22 protein-coding genes are annotated in these 21,459 nt (G+C 35.1%); 7 read left to right on the forward strand and 15 right to left on the reverse strand.

Going from position 1 to position 21,459, the window contains the following annotated elements; genetic code table 11:
• Nucleotides 1–34 precede the first annotated feature (34 nt).
• Nucleotides 35–307 (reverse strand): UPF0223 family protein, encoded by a 273-nt coding sequence (locus CWS01_RS18685; protein ID WP_101178761.1) that lies wholly within the window; start codon nucleotides 305–307, stop codon nucleotides 35–37.
• 393 nt (nucleotides 308–700) lie between these two features.
• Here CWS01_RS18685 and CWS01_RS18690 point away from each other — a divergent pair, with 393 nt between their 5' ends.
• Both CWS01_RS18690 and CWS01_RS18695 read left to right on the forward strand, forming a co-directional pair.
• Nucleotides 701–2,170: an aminotransferase class I/II-fold pyridoxal phosphate-dependent enzyme gene (locus CWS01_RS18690; RefSeq protein WP_101178719.1), complete on the forward strand. Its 1,470-nt coding sequence runs from the start codon at nucleotides 701–703 to the stop codon at nucleotides 2,168–2,170.
• An 86-nt stretch (nucleotides 2,171–2,256) separates the two neighbouring features.
• On the forward strand, nucleotides 2,257–2,604 hold the full coding sequence (locus tag CWS01_RS18695) for a hypothetical protein (RefSeq protein WP_101178720.1): 348 nt from the start codon (nucleotides 2,257–2,259) through the stop codon (nucleotides 2,602–2,604).
• 244 nt (nucleotides 2,605–2,848) lie between these two features.
• Here CWS01_RS18695 and CWS01_RS18700 read toward each other — a convergent pair whose 3' ends face one another.
• From CWS01_RS18700 to CWS01_RS18725, 6 genes are all read right to left on the reverse strand, one after another.
• Nucleotides 2,849–3,094 carry a hypothetical protein gene (locus CWS01_RS18700; RefSeq protein ID WP_101178721.1) on the reverse strand — a complete coding sequence of 82 codons (246 nt, stop codon included), beginning with the start codon at nucleotides 3,092–3,094 and terminating at the stop codon, nucleotides 2,849–2,851.
• Nucleotides 3,095–3,261: 167 nt separating this feature from the next.
• A complete protein-coding gene (gene lpdA / locus CWS01_RS18705) occupies nucleotides 3,262–4,671 on the reverse strand; it encodes a dihydrolipoyl dehydrogenase (protein WP_101178722.1) in 1,410 nt (469 codons plus the stop codon).
• A 4-nt stretch (nucleotides 4,672–4,675) separates the two neighbouring features.
• Nucleotides 4,676–5,962, reverse strand: a complete 1,287-nt coding sequence (locus CWS01_RS18710; RefSeq protein ID WP_101178723.1) for a dihydrolipoamide acetyltransferase family protein — start codon at nucleotides 5,960–5,962, stop codon at nucleotides 4,676–4,678.
• A 71-nt stretch (nucleotides 5,963–6,033) separates the two neighbouring features.
• Complete coding sequence (locus CWS01_RS18715; RefSeq protein WP_101178724.1) at nucleotides 6,034–7,011, reverse strand: alpha-ketoacid dehydrogenase subunit beta; 978 nt, start codon at nucleotides 7,009–7,011, stop codon at nucleotides 6,034–6,036.
• Between the two features lie 3 nt (nucleotides 7,012–7,014).
• A complete protein-coding gene (gene pdhA, locus CWS01_RS18720) occupies nucleotides 7,015–8,130 on the reverse strand; it encodes a pyruvate dehydrogenase (acetyl-transferring) E1 component subunit alpha (protein WP_101178725.1) in 1,116 nt (371 codons plus the stop codon).
• Nucleotides 8,131–8,765: 635 nt separating this feature from the next.
• A complete protein-coding gene (locus CWS01_RS18725; protein ID WP_101178726.1) occupies nucleotides 8,766–9,449 on the reverse strand; it encodes a YkyA family protein in 684 nt (227 codons plus the stop codon).
• A gap of 399 nt (nucleotides 9,450–9,848) precedes the next feature.
• Between CWS01_RS18725 and def the strand changes: the two genes are divergently transcribed.
• The 3 genes from def (at nucleotide 9,849) to rnjA (ending at nucleotide 13,163) form a co-directional block, all read left to right on the forward strand.
• Nucleotides 9,849–10,403 (forward strand): peptide deformylase, encoded by a 555-nt coding sequence (gene def, locus CWS01_RS18735; RefSeq protein WP_101178728.1) that lies wholly within the window; start codon nucleotides 9,849–9,851, stop codon nucleotides 10,401–10,403.
• Nucleotides 10,404–11,282: 879 nt separating this feature from the next.
• Nucleotides 11,283–11,495 carry a DNA-dependent RNA polymerase subunit epsilon gene (locus tag CWS01_RS18740; RefSeq protein ID WP_101178729.1) on the forward strand — a complete coding sequence of 71 codons (213 nt, stop codon included), beginning with the start codon at nucleotides 11,283–11,285 and terminating at the stop codon, nucleotides 11,493–11,495.
• Nucleotides 11,496–13,163, forward strand: a complete 1,668-nt coding sequence (gene rnjA / locus CWS01_RS18745; protein ID WP_101178730.1) for a ribonuclease J1 — start codon at nucleotides 11,496–11,498, stop codon at nucleotides 13,161–13,163.
• 72 nt (nucleotides 13,164–13,235) lie between these two features.
• Here rnjA and CWS01_RS18750 read toward each other — a convergent pair whose 3' ends face one another.
• Together CWS01_RS18750 and CWS01_RS18755 are read right to left on the reverse strand one after the other, a co-directional pair.
• Entirely contained in the window at nucleotides 13,236–13,895 is a 660-nt protein-coding gene (locus tag CWS01_RS18750; protein ID WP_101178731.1) for a potassium channel family protein, read from the reverse strand.
• Nucleotides 13,896–14,263: 368 nt separating this feature from the next.
• Nucleotides 14,264–14,719: a TlpA family protein disulfide reductase gene (locus CWS01_RS18755; protein ID WP_101178732.1), complete on the reverse strand. Its 456-nt coding sequence runs from the start codon at nucleotides 14,717–14,719 to the stop codon at nucleotides 14,264–14,266.
• Between the two features lie 477 nt (nucleotides 14,720–15,196).
• On the opposite strand from CWS01_RS18755, the gene CWS01_RS18760 reads away from it, so the two are divergent.
• Nucleotides 15,197–16,048 carry a mechanosensitive ion channel family protein gene (locus tag CWS01_RS18760; protein ID WP_101178762.1) on the forward strand — a complete coding sequence of 284 codons (852 nt, stop codon included), beginning with the start codon at nucleotides 15,197–15,199 and terminating at the stop codon, nucleotides 16,046–16,048.
• 396 nt (nucleotides 16,049–16,444) lie between these two features.
• Here CWS01_RS18760 and CWS01_RS18765 read toward each other — a convergent pair whose 3' ends face one another.
• From CWS01_RS18765 to CWS01_RS18785, 6 genes are all read right to left on the reverse strand, one after another.
• The gene (locus tag CWS01_RS18765; protein WP_101178733.1) at nucleotides 16,445–17,575 is read right to left on the reverse strand and encodes an N-acetyldiaminopimelate deacetylase; all 1,131 of its coding nucleotides are present in this window, start codon (nucleotides 17,573–17,575) and stop codon (nucleotides 16,445–16,447) included.
• Nucleotides 17,576–17,732: 157 nt separating this feature from the next.
• Nucleotides 17,733–18,443: a 2,3,4,5-tetrahydropyridine-2,6-dicarboxylate N-acetyltransferase gene (dapD, locus tag CWS01_RS18770; protein ID WP_101178734.1), complete on the reverse strand. Its 711-nt coding sequence runs from the start codon at nucleotides 18,441–18,443 to the stop codon at nucleotides 17,733–17,735.
• 150 nt (nucleotides 18,444–18,593) lie between these two features.
• Nucleotides 18,594–19,487, reverse strand: coding sequence for a LysR family transcriptional regulator (locus tag CWS01_RS18775; RefSeq protein ID WP_101178735.1), 894 nt, complete (start codon nucleotides 19,485–19,487; stop codon nucleotides 18,594–18,596).
• A 216-nt stretch (nucleotides 19,488–19,703) separates the two neighbouring features.
• Entirely contained in the window at nucleotides 19,704–20,150 is a 447-nt protein-coding gene (gene cbpB, locus CWS01_RS18780; RefSeq protein WP_101178736.1) for a cyclic-di-AMP-binding protein CbpB, read from the reverse strand.
• A 68-nt stretch (nucleotides 20,151–20,218) separates the two neighbouring features.
• Nucleotides 20,219–20,362 carry a hypothetical protein gene (locus CWS01_RS22730; RefSeq protein ID WP_168714424.1) on the reverse strand — a complete coding sequence of 48 codons (144 nt, stop codon included), beginning with the start codon at nucleotides 20,360–20,362 and terminating at the stop codon, nucleotides 20,219–20,221.
• A 294-nt stretch (nucleotides 20,363–20,656) separates the two neighbouring features.
• The gene (locus CWS01_RS18785; RefSeq protein WP_101178737.1) at nucleotides 20,657–20,893 is read right to left on the reverse strand and encodes a YkuJ family protein; all 237 of its coding nucleotides are present in this window, start codon (nucleotides 20,891–20,893) and stop codon (nucleotides 20,657–20,659) included.
• Nucleotides 20,894–21,193: 300 nt separating this feature from the next.
• On the opposite strand from CWS01_RS18785, the gene CWS01_RS18790 reads away from it, so the two are divergent.
• The gene (locus tag CWS01_RS18790) at nucleotides 21,194–21,436 is read left to right on the forward strand and encodes a glutaredoxin family protein (RefSeq protein ID WP_101178738.1); all 243 of its coding nucleotides are present in this window, start codon (nucleotides 21,194–21,196) and stop codon (nucleotides 21,434–21,436) included.
• The last annotated feature ends 23 nt before the right edge of the window (nucleotides 21,437–21,459 follow it).

Consider the following 21,459-nt stretch of genomic DNA (forward strand, 5'->3'; position numbering starts at 1 on the left):
AAATGATTGGGCTAAATTATACTCGCTTATTTTTTTACGGCATTTTTATTATCTGATGCTCATCTGCTTCTTTTGCTTTTTTGATTGTTCTATAGGCAGAATAGCCGCTTACTTCTTCAAATTCTCCACACACTTTTTTTTCTTCGGCAATGCTTGGCACAATTTTTTTAAAAACTCGATAATGCTCCATTAATTCATTGCGTTTTATTCCTTTTTCATAACAACTTTCAATGCATTCAAAAAATTTAATGACAGCAACTATTTCATCTGTAGACCAATCGATATCAATTGGATATTGATATTCCATATGAACACCCTTTTCTTCTATATTTATCGCCAAACTTTTTAAAACCAATGTTATCATTTTAAATCAAGAAATTCCTAATGTAAAACTTGCTTGCTTTTTTATGAAAATCCACCTAGTTTTTAGAGAAAAACTTGTTATAAAAGCCATTTTTGGTCCATGCTAGTGGGATAACAGCCTTGCCAAGATAGAGAAAAACAGAGCTCGTTCATGGAATCAGCTATATAAAAAAGCATTGGGAAAATATTTCTTTTAATTATAGTAAAAACTAATTGTATGCAAAAAAAATAAAAAATGCTATAATTCTTTTGTTTTATGGTTTCCTTCAGGTTAATGGGACAAAAAACAAATAGTTTACTTTTAAATATATTTATAATAAAGAGGTGTGGAAATAAATTGTCACAACACGAAACACCGTTATACCACGGTTTATTGGAGCATGCAAAAAAAGACCCTATACAATTTCATATTCCGGGTCATAAAAAAGGAAATGGAATGGATCCCGAGTTTCGCGACTTTATTGGGGAAAATGCCCTTTCAATTGATTTAATTAATATCGGACCACTTGATGATCTTCATCAGCCAAAAGGCATTATCAAAAAAGCATTAGTACTCGCTGCTGAAGCATTTGGCGCAGACCATACATTTTTTTCTGTCCAAGGAACAAGCGGTGCCATTATGACGATGATTATGAGTGTTTGTGGACCTGGTGACAAAATTATTGTACCAAGAAATGTGCATAAATCCGTTATGTCTGCCATTGTATTTGCAGGTGCCATTCCTGTTTTTATCCATCCTGCTATCGATAAAAAGCTTGGCATTTCTCATGGGATTACTCTTGAATCTGTACAGCATGCCTTAGATCTTCATCCAGACGCAAAGGGTTTACTTGTAATAAACCCTACTTATTTTGGCATATCTGCTGACTTAAAAAAGATTGTAGAATTAGTGCATTCTTATAATATTCCTGTACTTGTAGACGAAGCGCATGGAGTACATATTCATTTCCATGACGAACTCCCTATGTCTGCGATGCAGGCTGGTGCGGATATTGCGGCTACAAGTGTTCATAAGCTTGGAGGCTCTATGACACAAAGTTCTATTCTTAACGTTCGCGGAAGCTTAGTGAATCATAAAAGAGTACAATCTATTTTAAGCATGCTGACAACAACCAGCACTTCCTATTTATTGCTTGCCTCACTCGATGTTGCCAGAAAAAGATTGGCAACAGAAGGCAAAGAGCTCCTTGACCGTACCATTGAATTAGCTCAAAGCATCCGCAAACAAATTAATGAAATAAATCATTTATATTGTGTCGGAAAAGAAATAGTTGAATCTCATATCGCTTATGACTATGATCCAACTAAATTGATCATATCCGTGAAGGATTTAAGAATCTCAGGTCATGATGCAGAAGAATGGCTGCGAAAAAATTATAATATCGAAGTGGAAATGTCTGATTTGTATAATATCCTTTGTATTGTTACACCAGGGGATACACTGAGAGAAGCAGACATGCTCATACAAGCACTAAAAAATCTAGCAGAAGAATATCACAATCAAGCAAGTACCGTAGAGGCAAAAGTAATGCTGCCAAACATCCCAGTATTAGCTCTTACTCCTCGAGATGCTTTTTATTCTGAAACAGAATTAGTAGATTTTGATGATTCAGATGGCAGGGTAATCGCTGAGTTTATTATGGTATACCCTCCTGGCATTCCAATCTTTATTCCAGGAGAAATCATTACAGAAGATAACCTGCAGTATATTAAACGAAATATGGAAGCTGGTCTGCCTGTTCAAGGACCAGAAGATTATGACTTTAAAAAGCTCCGTGTCATAAAAGAGCATCGTGCAATTCGATAAAAAAAAGGCTGTGTTCTGTTACAGCAAAAACACAGCCCTATACTTAAGTCACAATATGTAATTGAAATAGGATTGGAGTTTTTTCCTTGAAAAGAGTTATTGCTGTAAGTGTATTAAGCCTTATCCTAAGTTTCTGTTCACCGTTTATGTTTAAGCAATATATAGAAAAAAAACCTCTTGAACAAATACGTACATTAACCTTTGGCGGGCCTATTCCTTTTGCAGAACAGAAAGTAGAATTGCCGACAAATAAGAAGGCATATCCTGTTGTTATTAGCTTTCAGTCACCATTGGCAAAGGATACGATATTCCATCCTTTGCCAATGGTTTTTACATTTGTTTGCTTTTTTCTCCTTCTTTTTGCTGTTTTCAGCCTTTTTTCCAGCTATATAAAAAAGGTTCCGAAGAAAAAAAAAGAAAAAGTCAACAACTAACAAAATAAAAAAGCGTCTTTATTGGCTTATAGACGCTTTTTTATTTTATATAGAGAAAAAGGACTGTGACAATAATAAAACATCATTCTATCCCTATTAAAACGTCTTAGAATAGGCAAATACCAATCTCTTTTGCAAATACCCCTCAAATAAAACACCATTTATCTAGAGAAGCATCATTAATCTTCTCTTTTACTTAGAAGATTAATGATGCTTCCAGTAAAGTTTGCTCTTTTATCATTCATTATGCTACATAAATAATACTCATGATTATTTGAAAAGATCCATATATCCCAAGACTAATGAAAGTAGCAAACATTGTCTTCCTCGGAGACTTCACAATATAATTCCCAATGGTAATAGCTAAGTAGAAAAAAACAATAAACATACATACTTTATAAAGAATCAAATCATGCCTTGATAACCATTCTGTAATGGAATAGCCGCTCCATAATATTAACTGTAAGAGAATAACAGTATAAACCTTCAAGGATTTGCCACCACCTTCATTTTGCCATTCCAATTATCTATTCTTTAGTAGATATAATTAGTATATGTTAAAAGCAGTGGTAATATTTTATCCAAAAGCACTTATCCTTTCCTCCATATAATATAAAAAAAGCCCACTTTAATTAGTGGACTTTTTTTATATTAACCTTATTTAATAATATGGATTGGGCTTCCAATTGCAACTTCAGCAGCTTCCATAGTAATCTCACCAAGTGTTGGATGAGCATGGATTGTCATTGCTAAATCTTCAGCAGTCATTCCAGATTCAATTGCTAAACCAAGTTCAGCAATCATATCAGATGCACTAGGACCAGCAATTTGAGCGCCGATAACTAAGCCATCTTCTTTACGAGTGATTAACTTCATAAATCCTTCAGCTTGGTTAAGTGCTAATGCACGGCCATTTGCAGCAAATGGGAACTTAGAAGCAACAATGTCGATTCCAGCTTCCTTCGCTGATTTTTCTGTGTGACCAACTGTTGCTAATTCTGGCTCAGAGAATACAACAGCAGGAATTCCAAGATAATCAATTTCTGCAGGATGTCCAGCGATAGCTTCTGCTGCAATTTTACCTTCATAAGAAGCTTTATGAGCAAGCGGTGGTCCTGAAATAACATCACCAATTGCAAAGATATTGCTTACAGATGTTTTACATTGTTTATCTGTTTTAATTAAGCCGCGTTCAGCCAGTTCAACGCCAACTTGCTCTAGACCTAATTCATCTGTGTTTGGTTTTCTTCCAACCATTACGAATACATAATCAGCTTCGACAGTTTTTTCTTCGCCTTTTACCTCATATTTAACAACAACGCCAGTGTCAGACTCTTCTACACCTTTAGCCATTGCTTTCGTAATAATTTCCGCACCTTTTTTCTTCAAATTGCGTGTTACTAATGAAGACATTTGTTTTTCGAAACCGCCTAGAATCTCATCTGCGCCTTCTAAGATTGTTACTTGTGTTCCGAAGTTAGCATAAGCACCACCAAGCTCAGTACCTACATAACCTCCACCAATAACAACGATTTTCTCTGGAATTTCTTGAAGAGCAAGAGCGCCAGTTGAATCAAGAACGCGTTTTGAGAATTTAAATGTTGGGATTTCAATTGGACGAGATCCAGTTGCAATAATTGCATTTTTAAAAGTATAAGTTTGTGATGATTTTTCATCCATTACTTTTAGCGTATTAGCATCAACAAAATAAGCTTCACCGCTAACAATATCTACTTTATTTCCTTTTAAAAGTCCTTCTACACCGCCAGTAAGCTTTTTAACAACACTAGCTTTCCATGCTTGAACTTTTGAAAAGTCAACTTTTACATTATCAGCTGTAATACCCATATCATCTGAGTGTAGAGCTGTTTCATAACGATGTCCTGCAGCGATTAATGCTTTAGAAGGGATACATCCAACGTTTAAGCAAACTCCGCCAAGTACATTTTTTTCTACGATTGTTACTTTTTGTCCTAATTGTGCTGCACGAATTGCTGCAACATATCCTCCAGGACCTGCACCAATGACTATAGTATCTGTTTCAATAGGAAAATCTCCAACTACCATGTTCTTACGCCTCCATTAACAATAGTTCTGGATCGTTCAATAAACGTTTAATATGATTCATTGCATTTTGAGCTGTAGCTCCATCAATCATTCTGTGGTCAAAACTTAATGATAAAGCAAGTACTGGAGCTGCAACAATTTCTCCATCTTTAACGATTGCTTTTTCAGCAATGCGTCCAATTCCTAAAATAGCAACTTCAGGATGGTTGATTACAGGAGTAAACCATTGTCCGCCAGCAGATCCAATGTTAGAAATTGTGCAAGAAGCACCTTTCATTTCATTTGGAGCTAATTTGCCGTCTCTAGCTTTTCCAGCAAGTTCGTTGATTTCATTAGAAATATTGAAGATACCTTTGCGATCAGCATTTTTCACGACAGGAACTAATAGACCTTTTTCAGTGTCTGCAGCAATTCCGATGTTGTAGTAATGTTTATGAACGATTTCGCTTGTAGCATCATCCAATGATGTATTTAATGCAGGGAATTCTTTTAACGCACTTGTTAATGCTTTAACAACATAAGGCAAGAATGTTAATTTAATTCCTTTAGCTGCAGCAACATCTTTGAATTTTTTGCGGTGTGCAACAAGTTTAGACACTTCAATTTCATCCATTAATGTTACGTGTGGAGCAGTATGTTTAGAGTTAACCATTGCTTTAGCAATCGCTTTTCTAATTCCGCTCATTTTTTCTCGTGTTTCTGGGAAGTCGCCTTCTGGAATAGCTACTGCTTGTGGAGCAGATGCTGTTTCAGCTGCTGGTTGTGCTTGTGCTACAGGAGCTGCTTCAGCTGCTGGTTGCGCGCCGCCATTTAAGAATGCATCGATATCTTCTTTCCCGATTCTTCCATTTTTGCCAGTGCCAGTTACTGCTTGGATATCTACGCCTTTTTCACGAGCATATTTACGTACAGATGGCATTGCGATAATACGTTTAGAAGGATCTACTTCAACAGCTGCTTCTTGAGTTTGTTCAGCCGCAGGAGCTTCAGTTTTCGCCTCTTCTTTAGGTGCTTCATCACCGTGGTCACCTTTAAATTGAAGGTTTTCATAACCAGGTGCATCAAATGTAATCAACACATCTCCAACGATTGCTACAGTACCTTCATCAACTAATACTTCTTCTACAGTACCTTCAACTGGAGATGGGATTTCTACTACCGCTTTATCATTTTGTACTTCGCAAAGTACATCATCTTCTTGAACTTTGTCGCCTGGTTTAACAAACCATTTTACGATTTCGCCTTCATGAATTCCTTCACCGATGTCAGGCAATCTAAATTGAAAAGCCAATGTAATTCAACCTCCTACAGTTGTTACGAATTTATTATCTAAATTTTGTGAGTCCAAATAAATGATATTAATTAAAATGTTAAAACTTTTTTAGAAGTTTCAATAATATCTTTAAAGTTTGGAAGCCATACAGTTTCAGCTTGAGTAAATGCAAATACAGTATCTGGTGCAGTAACACGAAGTACTGGAGCTTCTAAGCTAAGAATTGCACGATCATTAATTTCAGCAACAACATTTGCAGCAATACCTGCTTGTTTTTGCGCTTCTTGAACAACAACTGCTCTACCAGTTTTCTCAACAGAAGCAATAATTGTATCAATATCAAGTGGGCTTACTGTACGCAAGTCAATTACTTCTACAGAGTAGCCTTCTTTTTCTAATTCTTCTGCAGCTTTAATGGATTCTTGAACCATTGCTCCATAAGTAATAATAGAAAGATCTTTACCTTCACGTTTTACGTCCGCTTTTCCAAGTGGAATTGTATACTCTTCTTCTGGTACCTCTTGACGGAATGAACGGTATAATTTCATGTGCTCTAAGAAGATAACTGGGTCGTTATCGCGAATAGCTGAAATTAATAGACCTTTTGCATCATAAGGAGTTGATGGAATAACAACTTTTAAACCAGGTTGTTGTGCCATTAACCCTTCTAAGCTGTCTGCATGCAGTTCTGGTGTATGTACACCGCCGCCGAATGGAGAACGAATTGTAACTGGTGAGTTGTAGCGTCCGCCTGAACGATAGCGCATACGAGCCATTTGTCCAGAAATGCTGTCCATTACTTCGTAAACGAAACCAAAGAATTGAATTTCAGGTACTGGTCGGAAACCTTGTAGACCAAGACCAACTGCTAAACCACCAATTCCAGATTCAGCTAATGGAGTATCAAATACACGATCTTCACCAAATTCAGTTTGTAGACCTTCTGTCGCACGGAATACACCGCCGTTTACACCAACGTCTTCCCCGAAAACTAATACATTCGGATCGTTACGTAGTTCTGTGCGTAACGCATCAGTGATTGCTTGAATCATTGTCATTTGCGCCATGGCTTACTTCGACTCCTTTGCTGCGTAAATTTCATATTGTTCTTGTAAGTTAGCTGGTAGCTCTTCATACATAATGTTCATTAAATCAGTTACTTTTTGTTTTGGAGCTTCATCAGCAAGTTTGATTGCTTCTTTAATTTCTTCTTTAGCGCGTTCGATTACTTCGTTTTCTTTTTCTTCATTCCAGATGCCTTTATTTTCAAGGAATTTACGGAAACGAACTAATGGATCTTTCTTTTCCCATTCGCTGTCAAGATCTGCTGTACGGTAACGAGTTGGGTCATCTCCAGCCATTGTATGTGGACCATAACGGTATGTTAATGTTTCAATTAATGTTGGACCTTCACCATTAATTGCTCTTTCACGTGCTTCACGTGTAGCAACATAAACTGCTAATGGGTCCATTCCATCAACTTGAATTCCTGGGATACCTGCAGCAACTGCTTTTTGTGCGATTGTTTTTGCAGCCGTTTGTTTCTCAACAGGTGTTGAAATAGCGAAACGGTTGTTTTGAACAATAAAAATCGCAGGAGATTTAAATGCACCAGCAAAGTTAATTCCTTCATAGAAATCCCCTTGTGATGAACCACCGTCACCTGTGTAAGTAATTGCAACAGATTTTTGGCCGCGTTTTTGCATACCTAACGCAACACCAGCTGTTTGAATATATTGAGCACCAATAATAATTTGTGGTGAAATAACATTTACACCCTCTGGCATTTTATTTCCTAAGAAATGTCCGCGAGAGAATAAGAATGCTTGATATAATGGAAGTCCGTGCCAAATTAATTGAGGAACATCACGATATCCCGGAAGAATGAAATCTTCTTTCTCTAATGCAAATTGTGAAGCTAATTGTGAAGCTTCTTGGCCTGCTGTTGGTGCATAGAAACCTAAGCGACCTTGTCTGTTTAAAGAGATTGAACGTTGATCAAGAATACGTGTATATACCATGCGTGTCATAAGCTCTTGTAATTGCTCATCACTTAGGTCTGGCATTGCAGATTCATTAACAACTTCGCCCTCTTCATTTAAAATCTGAAGTGTTTGGAATTGATTTTCCACTTGTTCAAGTTGTGCTTTCACATCTAACTGTGCCTTCTTTGTTTTAGAAGCCATTTAAGCCACCCTTTCCTTTCTTTTTAAAAGACGAAATCATCTCTAACTAAAATTATTGCGTAATATTGTTTCAATAGCCAAAGGAGAACGCTTACTACATCCACTTAGCTTTTCACAACAAAAAAAAACCATACCTATACAGCTTTCCACAAAATCCGCCAGAAAAAACGTCCTATTACATAATTCGGTATCCTTATGTTCTGTATCAATAAATATACAGCAATTATTAATACAACTTTTCAATACATGTATAAGTTTAATATACACAAATATTATTAGTCAATGTTAAAGTACTATGTTTTTTATGTTATTTTTATTTTTTTATTTCTTTTATGGTTGCATCTGTATTATTAATTATTTAGCATCTGTATCATACAGAAACCCCTTATTTTATCTGTTTTATAATAAAAAAATATTTAGAAATAAATCCCTGCCGTTGTCGATTGTTGCCATGGAGCTCTATTTTTCTTCCATTATAAAAAAATCAACCGAAACATTATTGGTTTCAGCTGGTTTTCTCTATCTTATAAATAATGTTTTTTTTCCATTTTGTTCAAAATATTGTTTTATAAGAAAAATTTTAAAACCTGATTTTTAATTAAGCATTCAAAGTTATTATGAATAATAAATAATCCTTATTTATTATTCAGTGTACTTTGTTCCTCTTCTACCTCCATTCCAGCTTGTTTGTAAAAGTGAATTTTTTCCTTATTATACTTTTCTGTCAGCTCGTTAAACTCTTTATTGTTATCAAGCACTTCCTTATATATGTCATTTATCGTTTGAATTTGTTTTTCTAAATCATCTATGTTTAGATTTTCCGCTTTAAACAGCTTGTACAATTTTTCATCGTTTTTTAGTCCCTTTAGATAGTTGCTGTAAAGTTTCTCATGTGCGTCATATCTTGCCATCATGGTTTGATATAATTCATCTGCTTTTTCTTTCAGCTCTTCATCCTTTATATCTTCTATATTTGTTTGAACTGTTTTAAATGTTTCTTCTGATTTTTTTATGCTCGCTTCTTCTTTTTTCATAAGTTCTTTCCGCTTCTTTAGCGAAGCGAGCGCTTCATCAGCAAGTTCGTTGATTCCATCCATACTTTCTAAGTCTAAGGAAACAATTTGCGAGTAAATCTTTTGTTCATTCTTTTCTAATGTTACTAACGGTTCTTGCTGTTCTTTGAAATCCTTCTCCAAAGTGACCACTTTCTCAAGCTTGTTATAAATTTTCTCATTTGTTGATTGGAAGGTAGAGCACCCTGCAAGAAACATCAGCACGATAAGCATTGCCACAATAAGTAATAATTTTTGCTTTTTCAATCTTTTTCCTCCTCACTCTCTATCTCACTATATAATTTCTTTTCTTGTTTTACAATTGAAGTCTTCTGCGGTCTTTTTTGCAAATTTCTTCATAAAATTCCTATTATTCTGTTTGACTCTAAGGAGCCAACAACATAAATCAGAAAAAAATACTCTCATACTACTAATACTATTGACATATAGTTCTACAAAGTTTTCACCATAACTTCCTAGTACTATTAAATAAAAGCTTGGCTTTATACTCACTATATGGAATCCCCTCTTTTTTATTACATATGAAATATTTCAAACAGATGATTTGCTGTTTCCTTCTAACTAAATGCTGTAGATCATTAACTTTTCAAGCATTGTCTGTTAGACTTAAAAGTGTTTACCATGCCTAATAAGGAAGTGATTAATTTGTTAACAATGAATGATATTATCCGAGACGGACACCCTACTTTGCGAAAAGTAGCAGATGAAGTTCCTCTTCCTGCAAGCGAAGAAGATAAAAAAACACTTGAGGAAATGATGGAATTTTTAATAAATAGTCAAAATCCAGAACTGGCTGAAAAATACGGACTTAGAGGCGGGGTTGGTCTAGCAGCACCTCAAATCAATATTTCTAAACGAATGATTGCCGTTCATGTGAAAGATGAGTCAGGCAATCAAATTAGCTACGCTCTTTTCAACCCAAAAATTATTAGTCATTCTGTGGAAAAAGCCTACTTAACTACTGGTGAAGGCTGCTTATCGGTTGATGAATCCATTCCAGGTTTTGTGCCTCGTTATGCTAGGATTGGTATTAGAGGAACGGATCTTAACAATAAAGAAATTAAAATAAAATTAAAAGGGCTGCCTGCAATTGTATTTCAGCATGAAATTGATCATCTAAATGGCGTAATGTTTTATGATCATATCGATCAGACATCTCCTTTTAATCCAATTCCAAATGCCATTGCTGTTGAAAGATAAACTGCTTGTACAACTCTTGTTCTTTTATGGTGGGGAAACATGTGCCCCACCATATTTTTACTTACTTTTCCTCTTACCTTTATATTTTTTCCACTATTATCCATGAGAACTTTTCCTTTTTTTTCATATACTATTATTATAAAAGCACTATAAATATTAAAGGATATAAGTGCCAATAAAAGTTCGGACTTCCTTCTTCATATAGAAAACAAAACTTTTACTATCATAATGGTAAAATAACTTTTTTCTATTAGGATTAGAAAACAAAAAAACAGAGTAATACAACAACAGTCTACTATTATAAAATTAATTAATCCTTAAATTTTTAAAAACCTCTTTTTGGACAAATATCCTTATTATTTATACTTGAATGCTTTACTTTGGACAAGAATGGTTTAAAATAAAGATAAGGAGATGATCCACTATGTTGAAGAAGCTAAAAAAGAAGCTCTTAAAACAGTGGAAAGACTTGTTAAGAAAAAAAACAATTGCCTAACATGACACGGAATCTTTCTATTAGGGCGAGACCTCACATGCCATCCTATAATAGCAGTAAACGACTACTGCTAGATGGAAGTAATTTATGGTATGAGGTCTGCCTTTTGTTATGATTGCAAAGTTTTCCCAACAGTACTATCATCTATTAGGTAAACTTTTTTTAATTATTATAGCAATATACATAAACTCATCATCCTATCTGCCAATTAGTATGATATTCCTAATTTTTGTCCATTTTGATACTAGTTGCAAAAACCTTTTATTTTCGAGAACATTTTTTACTTGATTAACCAAAAAACACTAATAAAAGAAAAAACATGAAAAACATGTTAACTTTTTATATAATATAATTAGATAATACTATGAAGGAGCGATTTACAAATGATTTTCAAAGTTTATTTTCAAGATTCTAAATTAGAGGTGCCTGTTAGAGAACATACAAGAACTATTTATGTTAAAGGCATTTCAGAACGTGATGTTAGAACAAAATTGGGAGAAAAACCATATAATATTGAGTTTATTACAGCTGTTGATGGTGCATTCTTAGAGTATGAACAACAAAATGAAGATTTTACAGTATTGGAGATTGAGTAAATGAAATTCGTTAAAAATGATCAAACAGCTGTATTTGCTCTAGGCGGACTAGGGGAAATCGGTAAAAACACTTATGGAGTTCAGTTTCAAGATGAAATTATTCTGATTGATGCGGGCATAAAGTTTCCAGAAGATGAACTTTTAGGGATTGACTATGTAATACCAGATTACAGTTTTCTTGTGAAGAATGTCGATAAAATCAAAGGCTTATTTATCACACATGGTCACGAAGATCATATCGGCGGCATTCCTTATCTTCTTAGACAAGTAAATATTCCTCTTTATGGTGGAAAACTTGCGTTAGCTTTAGTGAGAAACAAATTAGAAGAACATGGACTATTGCGTCAAACTACCATGCATGAAATACAAGAAGACGACGTTATTAAATTCCGAAAAACATCGGTTTCCTTTTTCCGAACAACCCATAGTATTCCAGATTCCTATGGAGTAGTTGTTAAAACTCCTCCTGGACAAATTGTTCATACTGGAGATTTTAAATTTGACTTTACACCAGTTGGAGAACCTGCCAATTTAACCAAAATGGCTGAGATAGGAAAAGAAGGCGTTTTATGTCTATTATCAGATAGCACAAACAGCGAAGTTCCAAATTTCACAATGTCTGAGCGACTTGTAGGCAACAGTATTCAGGATATATTCCGAAAAGCAGAGGGCAGACTTATCTTCGCTACATTCGCTTCTAACATTTATCGTTTGCAGCAAGTTACAGATGCAGCAGTGGAGTTCGGCAAAAAAGTTGCTGTATTCGGAAGAAGTATGGAGGCTGCCATTAATATCGGTTTAGAATTAGGCTTTATTAAAGCGCCAAAAGAAACTTTCATTGAACCACAGCAAATTAATCGCCTGCCTGCAAATCAAGTAGTTATTCTTTGTACAGGAAGTCAAGGAGAACCAATGGCTGCAATGTCTAGAATAGCAAATGGCACACATCGCCAAATCTCCATTATTCCTGGCGACACGGTTGTTTTCTCTTCCTCACCTATTCCAGGAAATACAATCAGTGTAAATAAAACGATTAATATGCTGTATCGTGCTGGTGCAGAAGTAATCCATGGACCATTAAATAATATTCATACATCTGGTCATGGTGGCCAGCAAGAACAAAAATTAATGCTGCGGTTAATGAAACCTAAGTTCTTTATGCCGATTCACGGTGAATACAGAATGCAAAAAATCCATTCTGAAACTGCTATTGATTGTGGTGTTTTAGAAGAAAACTGCTTTATTATGGACAATGGAGAAGTTCTTGCATTATCAAACGATACAGCGCAAATAGCAGGAAAAATCCCTTCAGGATCGGTATATATTGATGGAAGTGGCATCGGCGATATCGGTAATATTGTGTTAAGAGATCGTCGTATTCTTTCAGAAGAAGGACTGGTAGTTGTTGTTGTAAGCATTAATATGAAGGATTTCAAAATTGCAGCAGGTCCTGATTTAATTTCTAGAGGTTTTGTTTACATGCGTGAATCTGGTGATTTAATTAACGATGCACAAAGTTTAATTAATAAACATTTAAATAAAGTGATGGAACGCAAAACTACACAATGGTCAGAAATTAAAAATGAAATTATTGAAACATTGTCTCCTTTCCTTTATGAAAAAACAAAACGAAGACCAATGATTCTTCCAATTATCATGGAAGTTTAATTGATTCTTTACCACAAAAAAGCACCCCTTAAAATAAGGCGTGCTTTTTCTTATTTTCTTCCCTATTCCCTATTACGACATTACTTTTTTCTCAAATCTGTTAATATCAGAATCTGCTCCAATTACTATTAACACATCATTTTCCTTTATCGGCTCAGTTGCTTGTGGAGAAACAATAATATCCTGCCCCCGTTTAATAGCAACAATTGTAATTCCGTAGCGTGCTCGAATATCTAAATCCATCATAGTATGTCCATCTAATCTTGTACTTGCTTTGATTTCGACAATGCTATGCTCATCTGAGAGCTCTAAATAGTCCAGAACATTATTAGAAACAACATGATGGGCAATTCTTTTTCCCATATCTCGTTCTGGATGAACAATATGATCTGCCCCTATTTTTTTTAATACCTTCTCATGATAGTCATTTTGGGCTTTTACCGTGATTTTTTTTACTCCTAACTCTTTTAGAATAAGAGTGGTTAAAATGCTTGCTTGAATATCTAAGCCTATTGCAACAATGACATGTTCAAAATTACGGATGCCTAAACTTTTTAATACATTTTCGTCCACCGAATTTCCAACAACCGCATGTGACACAATATTGGCAAATTCATTAATTTTTTCTTCATTTTTATCAATAACCATAACTTCCATTCCAAGCTCAATCAATTCCCGGCAAATACTGCCGCCAAATCTTCCTAATCCAATTACCGCAAACTCTTTCTTCAAACCAATAATCCTCCATCTATTTGAAAATACCTAGTTGATGGGTCGATAAACTGTTTTTGTCTCTTCCATCAGCTTATATTCCCCATTTATATAGTATTTCTCTTTTTCCATAATAAAAGAATACAATAGCAAATCCTCGCATTTGTTAACCTCTATACAATGCTTCGTCAGTAGGAAAGCTCCCACTTTCTTCATTATTCAGCATTTTCTCATGCCAAATCTGCTTTGACAACTTCTTCTTTAAGAATTTACAACTCGATGAATCAAACTTTTTCGAACAGACTGAACTTGTTTATTGTTGACTTTAACTACATCCTGAAAATATAGGAGAAGTTCTTGCATTTTTTGCACTTCTATCAAAAAACCAATTATTTTACTTTCACCATTTCATCAAGAATATGATTCACACGTTTTTTTAAAATTTCCACTTTACCACTTCCTGCTTGAAAATGCCTTAATACTCCGTCTTTATCAAAGACATAATATGACGGCACATATTGATTTTCAAATGCTTGTGTTAATATATGCTCACTATCAATAAAAATTGATTGAATAATCCCTTGTTCTTCTACTGCTTTTTTTATAACTTCTATATTTAAATCTGCTTTATATCTTGGCATATGTACAGCCACCATATTCAATCGATTGCTATAATCATCTCTGAACTGATTTACTTCTGGCATATCTTTTTTACACAAATGGCAGCTCACAGACCAGAAGTGAATAACTGACGGCTTTTCTCCTAATAAATCGGCTGTCGTCCATTCACCATTTAACCATTGTGTCGCACCATTCAATTCAGGCATTTGATCATGCACTTTCATTTCATAACCTCCAGTAAAACAGAAATTTTTTTACCGCCTTTTAGCTGCAAAACAACTAAGTTTACGAAAAGGGTCATTATTAATAATATCTTTTCAATCGTAATTTGTATATATAGAAGCTGGTCACTTTATCCGTTCATTATTAATTGTATGTTTATTGAAACCCTACATGGGAATAAATCAATAGAATTCCCTGCTAGCATCAATGAGGATTTCCACTGACATCTTCTTGAAGCAAAACAAAATATAAGGCCACCACACGTACTACAAGCCTCTATTCTCTTTTATATCGGGCTTTTATGAGCGAATTTCTCTCCCCCACTAGATTTCTCGTTCTCTCTCATACGTTCGAGGTGGAAGTCAAAAACCTCTGAATATGTGATAGAAATCTACATTCGCTTCCTATATTTGGTTGTTTTAAAAGGAAAACCCATTATGGACAGCAATCTAAAAGCTTATGAAAAAGGAAGTGTACCTATGAACAGATTAAAAGACATCAGTAATTATATAACAGCGTACGATTGGCAAGAACTGCTTATTAAAGGAGGAACAGTTGCATTAAAACTTGTCTTGATTATTCTTATTTACATACTTATAAAAAAAATGGCCAACTCTTTTATAAAAAAATTTTTCGCCACTTTTGAAAAAAAACATTCTATTTCGCAAGGAAGAGCATACACACTCGAAAGCTTAGCCTTAAATTTTGTATCTTATTTGCTTTTATTTATATTATTTGTAACCATCTTGCAAACATTCGGCATAAAAGCAACAGCTATATTGGCAGGGGCTGGTATCATTGGAGTAGCAGTTGGCATCGGGGCACAAGGTCTTGTAAGTGATATTGTTACTGGATTTTTTCTTTTGCTGGAAAGACAGCTAGATGTTGGCGATTCTATTACAATTGGAGAAATTTCTGGTACGGTCGAACAAATTGGACTCCGTACTACACAGCTCAGATCCCCAGATGGTACATTAAATTATTTGCCGAATAGAGAAATCACTATTTTAAGCAACCATTCTCGAGGAGATATGCAAGCATTGGTGGATGTACTCATTTCAACAGATAATAATATTGCTCAAACATTAGAGATTCTGCAAAATGTTTGTGACACAATAAAAATTAATCATGCTGTTATAACAGACGGACCAAATGTTGTAGGAGTTCAATCTCTAGGACCAGCTACCATTACCATTCGAATTATTGCCAAAACAGTGAACAATGAACAATGGGGAATAGAGCGGCTCATTCGCCAAGAAATAAAAGAAGCACTTGATAAAAATAGAGTTAAGCTTCCACCCGCTTCTCCAATATTAGTAGCAAAAGAGTGAATTTAAAAAAGGAACTATCGAAACCAAAAACCAGGTAAAAATAGTTGCCTTTTCAAATGGCTGTTTCCATATAGATTGTTATTTTTAAAAATGAGCCTGAATACACTTCGCTTTCCGGGAGCGGGCAAGCGCCGAGCCGCTTCTTCAAACAATAGATGATTTCCTTAAAATGCCCCTTCCATCGTATACAAATATAAAAGGAAATTTATTCAGCGGCCTCCTCTCATTCCACAGGAGTCTAAGTGTATTCTCTTTCTTCTCTCATTCTGTCTGTAAAAAAACAACAAACTTTGAGAAAACAGCCTTTCAGATAAAAGTCATTTGCTAAAAGATCAGGAAAATGATCGTGTTAGATTTTAAATCCATCTATAACTTTCCAGTTTTCTCCTTCATTTGCTACTTATTCCCTTTAAATTGCAAATAATTTGCGATCATCGATATCGCTACATCAATTGCGTCCTCATTAGGATTTAATTTGCTGTGGTGCAAACCATACGGGGAATCTACCCCAAGCCAAAACATAAATCCAGGGATATCTTTTAGCATATAGCCAAAATCTTCTCCTGTCATCGCTTCTGTACACAAATGAACCTGAACTTCTGTTTGATTTTGAACAAAATCCATAAATTCTTTTGTTATTTGTTCTTCATTGTATACTTGATAATAGCCGGATCCAAAGTCAATCGAACATTCACAGCTATAACCCACTTCAATGCCTTTGACAAGGGATTTAACTCTCTCCTTGACCTTTACCATGGATTCACTTGAAAGGGTGCGCATCGTCCCTTCTAAACGTGCTGTTTCTGCGATTACATTTTGAACGGTTCCCCCAGTAATTTTTCCAATCGTTACTACAGCGCTGTCTAAAGGATTAATATTTCTTGATACAATCGTCTGCAGCTGTGCAACAAGAGCGCAGGCAGCAACCACCATATCATTTGTTTCATGAGGATAAGCAGCATGCCCTCCTTTTCCTTTTAAATCAATAAACAGCTCAGAAGTATTAGCAAACAGCAATCCTGGCTTTATCGCAATTGTTCTAACTGGATATTCTGGAGCGATATGCAATGCGAAAATCATATCAGGCATCCACGCCTTCATTATATCGCTTTTAAGCATGGGTTCTGCTCCTCCAGGACCTTCTTCTGCCGGCTGGAAGATAAAGAGCATATCGTCTTTAATAGGCGTGTTTACGACACTTGTTAACACCCCTAACGCAATGCTCATATGGAAATCATGGCCACATGCATGCATTTGAGTTGGATGTTTAGAAACATAAGACAAATCTGTTTCTTCTACAATAGGCAGTCCATCAATATCTGCACGGTAGCCAATGAGTTTCGTTGGAGCAGTCCCCTTTACTCTTACAAATATGCCTGTTTTCCATGTTTTTATTTCTAATCGTTCTTGCGGCAAGGCTTGAATAGTATTTAGTAAATATGCTTGTGTTTTAAACTCTTGAAATCCCAGTTCTGGTATTTCATGCAGCTCTCGTCTGATTGCAACAAACTGAGAACGATTCCCCATATAAATCCCTCCAAAAATATACGAAAAAAGCGCGGAATCTATTCCACGCCTAAAGCTTGCAGACAAAAATACTTTTTTGAAAGCTTAAAATCAACTAGTTGATTTTATATTTGCCTGCATACTAAAAGCAGGTTGTCCTACGCTTTTTCTTTTATCATTATAGTTGACGAAGCTCTTGCATAATTTCTGTTTTTGATTTTGTTTTTTCGTCAATTTCTTTAATAACACGTGCTGGAGCACCTGCCACTAAAGTATTTGCTGGAACATCTTCTAAAACGATTGCCCCTGCTGCTACTACAGAACCTTTACCAACTGATACACCTTCAACTACTACTGCATTTGCACCAATTAATACATCGTCTTCAATAATTACTGGCTTAGCAGAAGGCGGCTCAATTACACCTGCTAAAACAGCGCCTGCTCCAACGTGGCAATTTTTCCCTACAGTAGCTCGTCCACCAAGGATAGCCCCCATGTCAATCATGGATCCTTCTCCAATGCTTGCGCCAATATTAATAACAGCACCCATCATAATAACAGCATTATCACCAATTTCTACTTGATCGCGAATAATAGCGCCTGGCTCAATACGCGCTTTAATATTTTTTAAATCTAAAAGAGGAATTGCTGAATTTCTACGATCATTTTCTACAACAAAGTCTGTTACTTTTCCTTTGTTTGCTTCGATTGCTTCGTTGATGTCAGACCATTCACCGAATACAACCCCGCTATTTCCGCTAATAAAAGTTTGTACTTTGTCGCCAAAGTTTATATCTGCTAAATCACCTTTAACATATACTTTAACAGGTGTTGATTTTGTACTATTTTGTATAAATGAAATAATTTCATTTGCATCCATCATTTTCATTGCTTATCTCTCCTTCAATTATGTATAGAAACACTCGAAATTACTTTACCAAACAACAGAAGTGAAAACAAGCAAAAAAATTTGTTTATTCTTACAAGTCTTAATGCTGACCAGCTTTTTTACTTACAAATACAAAATTCCGAAAAACTGTTAATCACCATTTGAAGAAGTATCCTGTATGTATTCCTTTACAATATCCAAAAATGCCTGAACTTGCTTTAATCGAAAAGATGCTTCATACCCTATCAACCATGTTTCTCTTTTAATTGGCTGATTAAATTCATTGCATAAAGGAATTTTATGCAAATTTTGATTTGCTTCTTTTAAGGCAATTGCAGGCAAAATACTATACCCAATTCCATGAAACGATAATTGCTTGCATGTTTCAATCTGATCGACCACAATTGTTTTTTTAGGAGGTATTTGAAACTGGCGATGCCACCAAACTTGGATTTCCTCATAATAATTCGAATCGCTTTTAAATTGGATAAATGGCCTATTGGTCGTATATAGCTGATTAAAACTTGAAATTTCGCTGTCAACAAAATAAAGGGGATCGTCAAATAAATGCATTTTGGCGCCTTTCCAGTCAGATGATCCCCGAATGATACCAATATGGGTATGGTCTGTTGAAATGGATTTGATTATTTCACTGCTCCAACCTGTAACAAGGGATATTTTTGCTTGAGGATATTTTTCTACAAACCGTTTTAAAACAGATGGAAGCCAGTTTTGCCCGACAATACTGGCAACGGCAATCTTTAAAGTCCCATGCACTTCCTCTTCCAACGCAAACATTTCTTCCCTGACTTTTTCCTCTTTGGCAATTGTTTCAGCTGCAAATTTTGTTACCATTTCGCCTGCAGCCGTTAACGCCAATCCTTTTTGTGAGCGAATAAAAAGCTTAGCACCCCATTCTTTTTCAATCGTTTGCAACCTTTGAGACAAGGCTGGCTGTGTAACAAAAAGCCGCTCTGCCGCTTTTCGCATATTCATTTCTTGCGCCAACACCGTCAATAGTTGTAATTCAGAAATTGTAGACATATTCTTCCTCGTTTATATTTCTTTTTATTGCAGCACATTTTCTAAAAGTTCTGCAATAAATGCCTTTCATTTTTAATGATTAAAAATAATCAAAAACATTTTATTCACATCGTATTTTTTAACACGACAGCCTCCTCTTTTTTTAATGCGAATAATCACCCAAAAAAGAAAACGTTTTCACTTTTTTACGAGAAGAAAGTCATGAAAAGGAAAGAATCAATCCGTTGAATCGATGTACAGTTGATTATTTAAACGCTGTAAAATGGTTCTTCTTGTTAAAATCCCTTCAAAGATAAAAGCATCATCCTCCACACATATAAATGGATGATCTACTAATAAATGCAGAGCATCTAAAACAGATTGACTGCTCTTCACTCTTGGCAATACGGTATTCATTACTTCCTGCACCTTTATCGTTTCTAACTTCTCGAATTCAATTCTTGAAAGTCCCATAATTTTGTCCAGTATAATGGGAGTAGTAATCAACCCATGCAGCTTAAAGGTTGGATCTAAGACGGGTACAGCCGTATAGCCACTTTTCGTTAAAACCAATAAAGCATGTTCTAAATTATTTCCCATTTGCACATGCGCTACTCGCTCTGACGGTATCATTAAGTCTTTTAATGTGCTGTCTAAAAATTCATCGCTGTGAATTCTAATCATTGCCGAAACACCCCAGGTTAATTATTTTCTATAAATATATTAACACAGTCTTCGACATTATGCTTTTTTTAGCCTTTGCTCGTTTCAATATTTCTTAATGTATAGTCACAATTCTGACAATGAAAGATAATATTTTGATTAGATTGCGCTGTTAATGTTTGATCTAACGCATTCTCTTTTAAACAATTTGGACAAATAACAGTAGGCATCATCTTTTTTCACCTCATAGCTAGCATAAACAGATGAATTCCATTTTATGTACATTTTAGAGTTTGTCTAAAAAAAAGCCTTTTTCGTATAGATACTCGAGCAGCCTAAAATACACTTCGCTTTCCATTAAGCGAGCGTTGAGCCCCCTTGTCTTTCTCGCATTCCCACAGGAGTCTACGCGTATTCCATCTGTTGAAACTTACTTCTTTCATTTTTTCTGTTAAAAACAACAAACTTTGTCAAAACAGCAAAAAAACAGGAGCTGCACTGAAAATAAGCAGCTCCTCCCTAATCTCTTATTGAATTAGATCAAAAATTTCAATCGTAATCATATCAATATTGTCAAACTGATATCTTTTTGGCTTTTCTTTATCATTGTACACTTCTAATTCATAAGTAACTGTTTTTGGGTGGAATGTAACTTGACACTTTCTTTCACCATTCACCTCAAAAAAACGTTGGGTAGGTTCTCCCCCAGTTGCTTGTTCCTGTAAATTTTTCAGACGCGTTAAAATGCCTTGTAATTGTGACATACTCTCTCTCCTTTCAAACAAACCCATATATTAAACTAGGTTTCACTATTAGCAGTTTTCTATACACTTTCCTTTTAAATTAAGAATTTCTTTTCTATGTGTAAATGCCAATAATAACAGAATAAAAGATTGTGCAAGGTTTGTCCAAGTAAAAATGATAAATATGCCAATCTTTTTTTATTAATTATTTTCTTTGAATATTCAAAGTAGTTTATTTTACAAAGATGCAAGCAAGACAATTGAAATAAAAAAATTAAATTAGTAAAATAGAGTAAATAATATGTTGGGGAGAAATAATATTTGAAAAAAATAACTATTTACACACAGCCCGATTGCCCTCCATGTGAATACGCTAAATTATTTTTGCAAGAAAAAGGAGTCCCCTTTCAATTAAAAGATATTCACAAAGATGCTAAAGCAAAAAAAGAATTAATGACTAAATATAACTCTTATTCTACTCCTACATTTGTCATTGATGATGAAACAGTGATTACCGGCTTTCAACTAGAAGCATTACAATCAGCACTTGGATTTGAAGTTTGATTTCTATGGTACAAATAAACAGT

It is taken from the genome of Niallia nealsonii (assembly GCF_002835805.1).
GTDB lineage: Bacteria > Bacillota > Bacilli > Bacillales > Cytobacillaceae > Niallia > Niallia nealsonii.